Raw genomic sequence first — 12,763 nt, forward strand, 5'->3', positions numbered from 1 at the left:
ATCAATTGGATTTCATCAATAGAACAATCAAAATACAACTTGGACCTATCCAAACTAAAAAGAATAAATAAACTCATTGATGACGACATAATCTTTGATAACCTACTCCTGGAGGATGAGTTTAAAATACTATTATTGACATCAAAGTATGACCATCATCTTAATGAAGATTTGATGGATAAATTGAGTTTAAATACAGTATTCATTGATGTTTATGATATTATAAGCAATGAATTAAATATATTGGCTCATTTAAACAATATTTCTGAGAGAGACGTTAAAGTTTATGTTAATGGAAACCCCATCCCGATTAAAAAAATAAGATTTCCTCAAAATGACAATTACAGTTTAGGAATCAGATATCTTTATGACTATTCCCTCGAAGCAAAAATCCCTTTATCCACAGATAAGAAATACGAAATTGAATTTAAATCAAAAAATAAAAAATTAACTATTGATTTTTCAAGACCGTGCAATTTTTCTAAAAAAATTGGCTATGCCAAAACAAAGCATTACTTAAGCCTACATGAAAACAATAAAATCACCATAAAAAAGAAAAACGGATTAAGCTGGATTTTGCAAGAAGCAAAAGCAGCATTTAAGTTGATTAAAAATCGTGACTTTGAATTTATAAAAGCATTTCCATTTAGACTAGCTTACATGTTGGGATATCCATTTTTAAAAAATAAAAGAATATGGTTTTATATGGACCGGCCGGATGAATCCGATGACAATGGACTGCATCTTTTTAAATATGCGGTTAAACAGGACGATGGCATAAGCAGATTTTTTATTTTAAGCAAAAAAAATAACGATTATGAAGAAATTAAAAAAATTGGGAAAGTCATCCCATATAAATCAATCCGGCATAGATACTTGGGATTATTCGTTGAAAATATAATAACTTCTCACCCTGACAATGAAATAATCTATCCCTTTTGGGGAGGTTATCCTTACTTTGCAGGGCTTTTAAAATCAAACAATGTATTTTTACAACACGGAATTTTAAAAGACAATATCTCTCCCTGGTTAAATAAATCAAACATGAACCTCTCTTTCTTTTTAGTCAGCTCAACAAAGGAATTTTCATCAATTTTTAATTATCCTTACAACTACAGCAAAAAAGTAGTGCAATTAAAAGGACTGCCCAGATATGATAATCTCAAAAACATAAAAGATAAAAAACAAATCATCATAATGCCTTCATGGAGACGAAATCTAACAAGGAAATCCCATGAATACATCCAGGAAACCGAATATTTCCAAAGATTTAACTCATTAATCAATAATGAAAAATTAATTCAAAAAGCGAAAGAGCATAATTATGAAATAATTTTTAGGCCTCACCCAAATGTCTACAATTTCATTGAACTTTATGATGAAAATGACTATGTTAAAATCGACTACGATAAAACAAAATTTCAAGTATTGTTCAATAATGGATCACTAATGGTTACGGATTTCTCATCTGTAGCTTTTGATTTTGCTTATTTAAATAAACCAGTAATTTATTATCAGTATGCTCAAGATTATCATTTCAACAGAGAAAACAGTTTTTATGACTATGAAACAATGGGCTTTGGAGAAATATGTAAAAAAGAAGATGAAATAGTGGATTTAATAATAGAATACATGGAAAATGATTGTAAAATTAAAGAAATGTATCAAAAAAGAATTGATGAATTCTTTATTTTTAAAGACCGAAACAATTGTAAACGTGTTCATGAAGCAATAAAAAAAATTCCTTTAAAGGATTGAGTCCATATTGCACATTCCCCTCCTCAAAGCTTCCAATTTTTAAACTTTAATTCTTTAAATCAACTGCAATTGCTTTAACGGCATTATCCTGATTTAAAAACGTGTCAAAAGTTCTGAAATCAACATCACAAACTATCTTAGCCACCTTTAAAACATCACGGATTTTAGAATAAAAAGTTTCGTATCCCTTCAATCATTTTTTACGATAGCGAGTGCAAAAACACCTGCTCCGAAACCATTATCGATGTTGACAACAGCGATTCCGGGAGCGCATGATTGAAGCATTGCATCCAGGGCGACTCTCCCCCCTTCGCCTACACCATACCCAACAGATGTGGGAACCCCTATTACCGGAACGTCAACAAGTCCCGCAACAACTGAAGGGAGTGCTCCTTCCATTCCAGCACACACAATAAAGACTTTTACCCCTTCCTTTACCATATGGGCGACTTGAGGGAACAGCCTATGAATTCCGGCCACGCCAATATCATAAGAGGTAATGGCTTCACATCCCCCCTCTTCAACAATGACCCGCGCCTCTTCAGCAACATTAATGTCTGAAGTTCCTGCTGTTATAATTCCGATTTTTGCTATTGGGTCTTTTTTTGTTACTTCCTTTCTGATGACTAAAATTTGTGCCCTTCTATTATAATCAAAAACAAATGAGTTTTCACCCAAATCATCAAGAATTCTTTCATATCTTTCTTGGGATAATCTGGTTATTATTAAATCATCATCCCTTTTGTCAAGATATTTCTTAATAATCAACAATAAGTCTTCATAATCTTTACTTTGTGAAAAAACAGCCTCCGGAAAACCTGCACGCTCATTTCTCTCAACATCCATTTTAGCAACATCATCAAACTCCAGAATATTATTTGCTTTTAGGAGCCTTTCGGCCTCATCAATATCAAGTTCTCCACTAACCAATTTTTCAAGAATTTCCTTCATAGTATTACTTAGGATAAAATTTTATATAAAATTTAACTTAAATAATATATTTATGAAAGCCCAAAAGATTTTGACACAAGGAATAGTTCAAGGAGTGGGATTTAGACCATACGTCTATAGGCTTGCTGATGATTTAAATCTTAAGGGATATGTGAGAAACCTTGGAAATGTTGTTGAAATCATAATTGAGGGTGAAAACACTGATTTATTTATCAAAAGATTGCCTGATGAACTGCCGCCAATAGCTAAAATAGATTCCATGATTGTAGAGGATATCGGCATGAATAATTATTCCGATTTTGAAATCATTGAAAGCGGAGATTCCTATTCCGGAATTAGCGTGATTCCACCCGACATTGCAATTTGTGATAAATGTCTTGAAGAAATAAGAAATCCGAATGACAGACGTTATAAATATCCGTTTAATGCCTGCACCGATTGCGGTCCCAGATTTACAGTCATCGAAAGTGTCCCCTATGACAGGGAAAGAACTTCAATGGACGAATTCCCATTATGCGATGACTGCCTTGTAGAGTATAGGCAGCCGTTAAATAGAAGATACCATGGGGAAGCGATTTGTTGTGGCGAATGTGGACCCAGAATGGCATTCTATGATGCCTTGAACAAAATGGACTGTGAAAATCCCATCAAAATGGGTGCGGATGTTCTTAAGGAAGGCAAAATATTGGCCATCAAGGGGATTGGAGGAACACATTTGGCCGTTGATGCCTATAATGATGATGCCATAAAAGAGCTTAGAAAACGTTTAAACCGTCCGAATCAAGCCTTTGCAGTAATGACCAAAGATTTAGAAAGCGTTGGAAAATATGCACAATTATCAAAAAAAGAAATTAAAACGATCACTTCAAACAAAAGGCCGATTGTAATCTTAAAGAAAAATGATGATTATCCTTTCCCCGAATCATTGTCTCCGGGACTTCACAATATTGGAGTGATGCTTCCATACTCTCCAATGCACTATCTGCTATTCGATGAAGGAGACATTGACACATATGTTATGACTTCAGCAAATACGCCTGGAGAACCAATGATGATTAAAAATGAAGAAATCATCAATGGTGTTAATGATTATTCCCTTGTTCATGACCGTGAAATTTTAAATAGATGTGACGACTCCGTCATCAGATTCAGAAACAATGAACTATCTTTCATTAGACGGTCACGTGGTTATACTCCCGAACCTTATAAAATAAGTTATGAAGTAAATGACTTGAGCGTTCTGGCTTTAGGTCCTGAGCTTGATGTGACCTTTTCAATAGCCAAAGATGACATTGCATATCCATCACAGCACATCGGAAATACAAACAAGCCAAAAACACTAGAATTCTTAAAGGAAGCCATCATGAATATGAAAAGAATCACTAAAATAAATGAATTTGATGTGATTGCCTGCGATATGCATCCACATTTCTTCACTACCCGTTTGGCTTATGAACTGGCTGAAAGATATGGTGCCGAGGTCATGCCCATTCAGCACCACCATGCCCATTCAGTTGCCCTTGCAAATGATAGCGCAATTGATGAAATGATTGTAATAGCTGCTGACGGAGTGGGCTACGGAAGTGACGGAACCAGTTGGGGAGGGGAAATTCTCTATACCGATGTTAAACACTTCGAAAGAATGGCCCATCTCGAAAGTCAGCTTATGCCGGGAGGAGATATGGCGACCAAATACCCTGCAAGAATGCTTGCAAGTATCTTAAAGGATGAAGATTTAATTAGAACCTATTCCAATCAGTTTAAATATGGTGAAATTGAAATCAAAAACATTTTTAAACAAATTGATTCCGGAATTAATGTTGGCAAAACCACAAGCACAGGCAGGGTTCTTGACTCAATGGCCGTTGCGTTGGAAATCTGCAACAAAAGAACATATGAAGGGGAATGTTCCATGAAACTTGAATCCTGCGCCTATTACTCCACCAGGGATTTGAAAATTCCTTTCACTATTGAAAACAATCAGTTAAATACTACTGAAATTTTAAGAGAAGTTGTAAGATTATATCAAAATGGGGAAAAAAGAGCGGATATTGCCCGTGCCGGCCAAATTGCAGTTGCCTGTGGATTAAGTGAACTTGCGATTCAATCTGCGGACAAGAAAAATCTCAACAGCATTGGAGCTACGGGAGGAGTATTCTACAACGAAGCCATTACCGATACAGTTAAAAATTATATTGAAGACAATGGATATGAGTTTATCCAACACAAAAATACCTGTGCAGGAGACGGATCAGTATCTCTTGGACAGGCAATAATAGCTAAAAAAAGGATTGTTTGAAGTAAAATTCAAACAATTGAATTAATGACCGCACAACAAGGCTATCTGTTTTTTATAGTTCTCTCGAGAATATATTCCGCCCTTTCCAAAAGATTGCCATACAATCTGATTTGGTTTTTCAACTCATCGATAGCTTCAAGTTGTCCATCGTCAATTCTTTTTTCGATGTCCAAAAGCTTTGACCATTCATCGCCGGATGGAAGTTGCAATGTATTAAGCATATCTTCTGATAAATTAACGTCAAAAGTGTTTCTGTTAATTGTAATATGGATATTGACCTCATTCTGCAAATCATAGTATTTACGAGGACGGCCCCTTAGTATTTTCTTATAGGAAGAGTTCAAAATACCTATCTCTTCCATAGCGCGCAAATGTTCTATGATGGCCTTTTGACCAATGTCCAGTTCATTTGATATTTCGCTGACAAACATAGGCTCTTCTCTTAACAGGTTGATGATATCCCTTCTGGTCTTACAGCCCATCACGTCAAGTATGTCCTCTTTATCAATTCCATCTAATTGGTCACTATAGTTTCCTCTAATTTCTATGCGGCCATTAGAAGAATCGACATTCCTATTCTGTTTAATGTCTTTACTATTAGTCATGATTATAACTTATATCCCATACCATATTTAAAGTATTGTATTTTTATTACACTTTGTAAGAAAAAAGTGCCCAAATATCGAAACCTTTATATAACTTTTTGTTACTATAATATAGTAGGAGAAAGATAACTTTTTGTTACTTTAATATTCGGTTCAGAAAAACTTAAAGTAATAACTCTCAATTGATGAACCATTTTCCTATATGTCCATAAATTCCCAAAGCCGATATTAAAGTGCTTAAAGAAATCCATTCTCTTTAAAGAGTTATTACACAAGTTTTTCAAAAAATATGAAAAGGGTGGATCCATGACAGATGAAAATAAAAGCGAAACTGAAGTTGAAACTCAAGACAATCACGAAGAAGAACAAGAGGTTCATGACGAGTTAGCTCTAAAAGATGAAGAGATTGCCAAACTCAAGGAAGATCTTGAAAAACAAGAGGCCGAAACTCAAGAATACATCTCATTATCCCAAAGACTTCAAGCGGATTTCGAAAATTTCAAAAAAATTACTGATAGAAGAAATGCGGAAATTATCAAATTCGCAAATGAGAACATTATCAAAGAGTTTATAGATTGTTATGAAGATTTTGGTAGGGCTTTAGAAATTGAAAATGATAAAGACTTAAGAGAAGGAGTAGAACTTATCTACAATAAATTTAATGACATTTTGACTAAGGAAGGAGTTGAAGAAATTCCCGCAAAAGGAGAAAAATTTGATTTTTCACGTCACGAAGCATTGATGACCCAAAAATCAGATGATGTCGAAAACGGATATATTATAGATGAACTCATGAAAGGATACATGTACAAAGACAAAGTCCTTAAATACTCTAAAGTTATTGTTTGTAAAAAATAATCAAGTTTATTAAATTATTTATAAAAAAAATAGGTGATAATTATGTCTGACGCTAAAAAAGAAAAAATTATTGGTATCGATTTAGGAACAAGTAACTCAGCAGCATCTGTGCTTGTAGGAGGTAAACCAACCACCATTCCTTCTGCAGAAGGTGCTAGCCAATACGGTAAATCATTCCCAAGTTATGTTGCATTTACCGACGATGGCCAAATGTTGGTTGGAGAACCTGCTAGAAGACAAGCAGTAACCAACCCGGAAAATACAATCAGTGCAATTAAAAGAAGCATGGGTACCGACCACAAAGTAACCGTGAACGGAAAACAGTACTCCCCACAAGAAATTTCCGCATTCATCCTACAAAAAATTAAAAAAGATGCAGAAACATTCTTAGGCGAACCTATTGAAAAAGCGGTTATTACTGTACCTGCTTACTTCGACGACAACCAAAGGACTGCAACAAAAGATGCGGGAACCATTGCCGGACTTGACGTGGTAAGACTTGTAAACGAACCGACCGCAGCAAGCCTCGCATATGGACTTGACAAAGCTGAAGAAGATGACATGAACATTATGGTATACGATTTAGGCGGAGGTACCCTGGACGTAACCATCATGGAATTCGGTGGAGGAGTATTCGAAGTAAGATCAACCAGCGGGGACACCCAACTTGGTGGTACCGACATGGACAACGTATTACTCAAATACTTGGCTGATGAATTCAAAGCTAAAGAAGGCGTGGATTTGATGGATAACGACCAGGCAGTACAAAGATTAAGGGAAGCTGCAGAAAAAGCAAAAATCGAATTATCCACTACCACCACTACCGAAGTTAACCTGCCATTCATTGCAATGGGTGCTGACGGAACTCCTAAAAACTTAATCATTACCCTTACAAGAGCAAAATTAGAAGAATTGGTTGACTCCATTGTAGAAAAATCAGGAAAACCAATGCAACAAGCACTAGACGATGCAAAAATGAGCAGATCAGATATTGATAAAGTCATTTTAGTTGGTGGACCTACCAGAATGCCAATCGTGCAGAAATTTGTTGAAAAATTCATAGGCAAACAAATTGAACGTGGTATTGACCCAATGGAATGTGTATCCATGGGCGCAGCTATTCAAGGAGGAGTGCTTGCTGGAGAAATTAAAGACATTGTTCTTTTAGATGTGACTCCATTATCATTAGGTATTGAAACCTTAGGTGGAGTATCCACCACTTTAATTGAAAGGAACACCACCATTCCAACTAAGAAAAGCCAAATATTCTCCACTGCTGCGGATAACCAGCCTTCTGTAGACATTAATGTATTGCAAGGAGAAAGAAAAATGGCTGCAGACAACACTTCCCTCGGACGTTTCCAACTTGTAGGAATCCCACCTGCCCCTAGAGGCATTCCTCAGATTGAAGTGACATTCGATATTGATGCAAACGGTATTATCAACGTGACCGCCAAAGATAAAGGAACCGGTAAAGAACAGGCCATTACAATTACTTCCTCAACCAAATTATCCGATGAAGAAATCGAACAAAAAATCAAAGAAGCGGAAATGAATGCTGAAGCTGATGCAAAAAGACAGGAAGAAATTGAAATCAGAAACAATGCAGACTCCTTAATTTACACTTCAGAAAAAACCTTGGATGAACTCAAAGATCAAGTATCTGAAGATGAAAAAACTAAAGTCGAAGGACTTGTAGCCGAATTAAGAGAACTTATAGCTGGCGATGATATTGCTGCCATTAAAGAGAAGTCTGATGAATTATCTAATGTAGTTCAAGAAATTGGTGCTAAAATTTACCAACAGGCACAAGCTGAGGCCCAAGCTCAACAACAAGCCCAAGGCCAAGACCAAAATGCTGGTGCTCAAGACAACGATGATGACACAATTGATGCAGACTATGAAGTAAAAGACTAGATTAAATAATTAAGTTTTATTAAGTTGTTAGGAGATATAATAAAATCAGAAATCAGAATCAATAAATAAACTAACAATAAAATAAAACTATTATTTTTTCTATATTTTTTTAATTATCATTATCAAGGTGAATAAATGGCAGAAAAGCGAGATTATTATGAAGTTCTTGGAGTAGATAAAACTGCAGATGAAAAGACAATTAAAAATGCTTATCGTAAATTAGCCAGAAAATACCATCCGGATGTTTGTGATGAAGAAGGCGCTGAAGAAAAATTTAAAGAGGTAAGTGAAGCTTATGCTGTCTTATCTGATGATGAAAAGCGTCAAAGATATGATCAATTCGGTCATGCAGGAATGGACGGATTTACTGCTGAAGATTTCTATCAAAATGTCAACTTTGAAGATATTTTCCAAGGATTCGATATTGGAAACATATTTGAAATGTTCGGCTTCGGCGGAGGAAGTCGCAGCAGGGGCAGAGCCGGTCCTCAAAGAGGTTCAGACATTTACACAGAAGTGCCCATTACTTTAGAAGAGGCATTTAACGGATGCGATAAAGAAATCAGAATAACCCGAAGTGAAATATGCCCTACCTGTAACGGATCCAAATCCAAACCTGGAGTGGAACCTGAAACCTGTAAAACCTGTGGCGGAACAGGACAGATTAAGGAAGTCAGCAACACATTCTTGGGTCAGATGGTAAATGTAAGGCCATGCAGGGAATGTGGAGGTACAGGCAAAATAATTACCCAACCATGTGAAGACTGTCACGGTAAGGGAAGCAAAAGAAAATCAAAAACAATTAAAATTGAAATTCCAGAAGGAGTCGATGAGGGTAATCACTTAAGAGTTTCAGGAGAAGGAAACTGTGGTGAAGCACCAGGACTTGAAGGAGATTTGATTGTTACAGTTCACATTAAAAGAAATAAAAAATTCGCTCGTGAAGGAGATCACCTATACTACGAACAGCAAATTAGTTTCCCACAAGCAGCATTAGGAGATTTAATAAGCATTCCAACTATTGAAGGCAAAGAAGTTGAATTTAAAATCACTCCCGGAACACAAAGCGGAACTGTATTCAAATTAAGGGGACAGGGTATGACCTCATATAGGCATGCAAGTAGAGGAAACATGTATGTTACAGTCAGTGTTGTAGTTCCTAAAAAGTTAAATTCAAAACAAAAAGAATTGCTTAAAGAATTTGCAGATGTAAGCGGTGATGAAATAAAATCTGTTGAAAGGGGACTCTTTGACAGGGTTAAAGATGCAATGAAATAGATTAGCCACTTATGCTAATTTATTTTCCTACCTTTTAACTTGTTTTGCAAACAATTAAATAATATTTTCACTACTTTTTTTAAAAGAAAAAACCTTGCCATTTCAATTTTCTGCAATCAATTGGATCAGCTTGACATTATTCAGCCAAATATATATCTCAAAATCCGAACTTTTGCCAGATTGAATTGCCAAAAATAGGAGGGAATCAAGTGGCAAAATTATTAAAGAAAGCATTCCCGAAAATATAGTTTACATTAAAATTATCAAAGATAAATAATCATTAAACTGATAATTATTGACATGTGTTCTAAAAATAATTGATTTGAATGTATTCATCTACATGAAGAGATAAAAAAGATAGATATTATAAAAATCTTTTATGAAATTACGAATTTTACAGGTTTGGTTACTGCACTGTAAGCGAAATCGAATGGACAAGGTCCCCTGATTAGCGAAACCTATACTAATTATACCCTAATGTAAAATAAATTAAACCTGGTCCGATTTAAATAGTGACTGCCCATGAGAGTTAGCAATTATCCATAATTAAACTTTTATATCATAGGACGATAATGAAATGTCAAAATTAGAAAAATTATAAAATTAATATTATCCTGATGAAATCATCACTAATATCCAATAATCTAAAAAAAATAAATAAAATAGGAGAAATCAATCTCCTAATTTGAAATTACACATTTTTTACATTCTATTGCTGTTTTTAATTTGATTCCCTAACAATTACGCTTGCAGTAGTATTTGATGGAGCATATATGTAATCACCAGCAAATGACGCTACAGCAGTATAATTACCAGGATCCAAATTCTTAGTGGATGCAGAAATTCTGCCCTTTGCATCAGTCTTAACAGTCTTATCAATAGAACCTAAGACCAAATGGACCTTAGCACCGACAATAGGATTACCGTCAACATCAGTCAAAGTAACATACAATCTGGAACCGACATTATAAACAGCAACAACATCCTTAGCAGACAAGACGGTAGGAATATTCTTACTTACAACCACATTAGCAGTAGTGTTTGAAGGAGCATTTATCTCATCGCCAGCAAATGACGCTACAGCAGTATAATTACCAGGATCCAAATTCTTAGTGGATGCAGAAATTCTGCCCTTTGCATCAGTCTTAACAGTCTTACTAATAGGACCTAAAACCAAACTAACTTTAGCACCGACAATAGGATTGCCATCAGCATCAGTCAAAGTAACATAAACTCTTGAACTGACATTATAAACAGCAACAACATCCTTAGCAGACAAAACGGTAGGAGCCTTATTTACAACCACATTAGCAGTAGTAGTTGAAGGACCATATGCATCATCACCAGCAAATGACGCTACAGCAGTATAATTACCAGGATCCAAATTCTTAGTGGATGCAGAAACCCTACCCTTAGCATCAGTCTTAACAGTCTTACTAATAGGACCTAAAACCAAACTAACTTTAGCACCAACAATAGGATTACCGTTAACATCGGTCAAAGTAACATACAATCTAGAACTGACATTATAAACAGCAACAACATCGTAAGCAGTTAATACGGACACATCTTTTACAAATACATTAGCAGTAGTTGTTGAAGGTTGATATAGGTCATAACCAGCAAATGACGCTACAGCAGTATAATTACCAGGATCCAAATTCTTAGTGGATGCAGAAACCCTACCCTTAGCATCAGTCTTAACAGTCTTATTGATATCACCTAAGACCAAATTGACTTTAGCACCAGAAATAGGATTGCCCTTAGCATCGGTCAAAGTAACATACAATCTAGAACTGACATTATAAACAGCAACAACATCCTTAGCAGATAAAACTGTAGCAATTGGAACGTTATCATAAACTTCAGCTAAACCAGTGAAGTCAACTGATTCATCTCCAACAAATTCTTTAGCCAATAGGTAATTGTCATTTACATTACCTTCACAGTCACCAATATAGACTGTGTAATCACCAGTGGTTGAAATATAGTTTTCAGTAATATTTACTGTTCCTTTCATGGATTTGATACCTGTGGTATCTGTTCCCATTGAATCCCAAATGGATACATCACCAGTGTTTGTTGCATTGGAAATAATTGCATTGTGATTGACAATTAAATTGTCTACATTTGCACCAATACCGATAGTGTAATTACCATTCAATACGATAGTGTTGCCACTGATTTCAGCTTCATCTCCACCTATCTCAATACCGACACCGTAATATGCTTTACCATATATCGCGTTATCCTCAATGATTAGGGTAACTGGTTGACCGTTCATTCCTGCATAGATTGGATATGAATCTTCAGGAGCAATGGCAGCCAATGTATTTGAAATTATAGCGCCGGCTGAAGGGCCTTCAACATCAATACAGTTAGCATAATAATCAGATATTGCATAAATGGTATTGTTTGATATGACGAAGTTAGGACTTTGAATTATTATTCCGTACAAGTAATTTTCACCTTTTGCGGTAATAGTGTTGTTTTCAATGAAGACATTGTTAGAATCTAAAACATCCACTGCATAAATAGAACCGTAGTTTCCACCGGTGTAATTTACTGTAATATCATTACGGAATACCTGAACAACAGCACAGCCATCCAATACAATACCCTCATTGTAAGAGTGTCTTACATAATTCCAGGACCCAGGTGGGACTTCTTCCCAATCGGCTGGAAGGGATGGTAATGCAATATTCATTGTGTTATCTGCAATGTCAACAGTAGTATTGACAAAGTAAAGTGCATAAGCTTTAGCTGCTGTGTAATTTTCTTTTGGAGCTGTTGCTCCAACATAATTAATGGTATTGTTTGAAACAATTACATATCCATCAATGTCTTTTGCAACAATAGCATGATTATCGATGTCTGCAGTATTTGATTCAACTGTAATATTATTGTTATTTATAGTGATTTGTCCTTCTTCTACAAGAGTAATACCTATGTCAGTAGATTCGATAGTGTTGTTTTCAATTAATGCACTGCCTTTAACTGAAATACCCATTGAATTTTTAGTCATGTAACTGTCAGCAACAGCGTCAGTACCAACATTGGAACCTAATGAATAAATTTTATTACGTAAAATTGTAGC

General features: G+C 35.5%; 9 protein-coding genes. 5 read left to right on the plus strand and 4 right to left on the minus strand.

The window, feature by feature from the left end; all coding sequences use genetic code 11:
- A partial coding sequence (locus ACKI4K_RS02225; protein ID WP_407421855.1) for a CDP-glycerol glycerophosphotransferase family protein occupies nucleotides 1-1,758 on the plus strand: 1,758 nt, incomplete at its 5' end.
- A 46-nt stretch (nucleotides 1,759-1,804) separates the two neighbouring features.
- Here the strand turns inward: ACKI4K_RS02225 and ACKI4K_RS02230 are convergent.
- Nucleotides 1,805-1,951 carry a hypothetical protein gene (locus ACKI4K_RS02230; protein ID WP_407421857.1) on the minus strand — a complete coding sequence of 49 codons (147 nt, stop codon included), beginning with the start codon at nucleotides 1,949-1,951 and terminating at the stop codon, nucleotides 1,805-1,807.
- On the minus strand, nucleotides 1,948-2,709 hold the full coding sequence (gene larB / locus ACKI4K_RS02235) for a nickel pincer cofactor biosynthesis protein LarB (RefSeq protein WP_407421859.1): 762 nt from the start codon (nucleotides 2,707-2,709) through the stop codon (nucleotides 1,948-1,950). Before larB ends, ACKI4K_RS02230 begins: the two co-directional genes overlap by 4 nt.
- 52 nt (nucleotides 2,710-2,761) lie before the next feature.
- On the opposite strand from larB, the gene hypF reads away from it, so the two are divergent.
- Nucleotides 2,762-5,008 (plus strand): carbamoyltransferase HypF, encoded by a 2,247-nt coding sequence (gene hypF, locus ACKI4K_RS02240; protein WP_407421861.1) that lies wholly within the window; start codon nucleotides 2,762-2,764, stop codon nucleotides 5,006-5,008.
- Nucleotides 5,009-5,049: 41 nt separating this feature from the next.
- Here the strand turns inward: hypF and ACKI4K_RS02245 are convergent, their stop codons facing one another.
- A complete protein-coding gene (locus tag ACKI4K_RS02245) occupies nucleotides 5,050-5,613 on the minus strand; it encodes an ArsR/SmtB family transcription factor (RefSeq protein WP_407421863.1) in 564 nt (187 codons plus the stop codon).
- A 306-nt stretch (nucleotides 5,614-5,919) separates the two neighbouring features.
- On the opposite strand from ACKI4K_RS02245, the gene ACKI4K_RS02250 reads away from it, so the two are divergent.
- The 3 genes from ACKI4K_RS02250 to dnaJ all read left to right on the plus strand — a co-directional run bounded on the left by ACKI4K_RS02250 (nucleotide 5,920) and on the right by dnaJ (nucleotide 9,666).
- The gene (locus tag ACKI4K_RS02250) at nucleotides 5,920-6,471 is read left to right on the plus strand and encodes a nucleotide exchange factor GrpE (RefSeq protein WP_407421865.1); all 552 of its coding nucleotides are present in this window, start codon (nucleotides 5,920-5,922) and stop codon (nucleotides 6,469-6,471) included.
- Nucleotides 6,472-6,513: 42 nt separating this feature from the next.
- The gene (gene dnaK, locus ACKI4K_RS02255; RefSeq protein WP_407421867.1) at nucleotides 6,514-8,388 is read left to right on the plus strand and encodes a molecular chaperone DnaK; all 1,875 of its coding nucleotides are present in this window, start codon (nucleotides 6,514-6,516) and stop codon (nucleotides 8,386-8,388) included.
- A 135-nt stretch (nucleotides 8,389-8,523) separates the two neighbouring features.
- Entirely contained in the window at nucleotides 8,524-9,666 is a 1,143-nt protein-coding gene (gene dnaJ, locus ACKI4K_RS02260; protein ID WP_407421869.1) for a molecular chaperone DnaJ, read from the plus strand.
- Between the two features lie 721 nt (nucleotides 9,667-10,387).
- Here the strand turns inward: dnaJ and ACKI4K_RS02265 are convergent.
- Nucleotides 10,388-12,763: carboxypeptidase regulatory-like domain-containing protein (locus ACKI4K_RS02265; protein WP_407421871.1), on the minus strand; the 2,376-nt coding region annotated here is incomplete at its 5' end.

The sequence above is a fragment of the Methanobrevibacter sp. genome (assembly GCF_045644645.1).
Classification (GTDB): domain Archaea; phylum Methanobacteriota; class Methanobacteria; order Methanobacteriales; family Methanobacteriaceae; genus Methanocatella.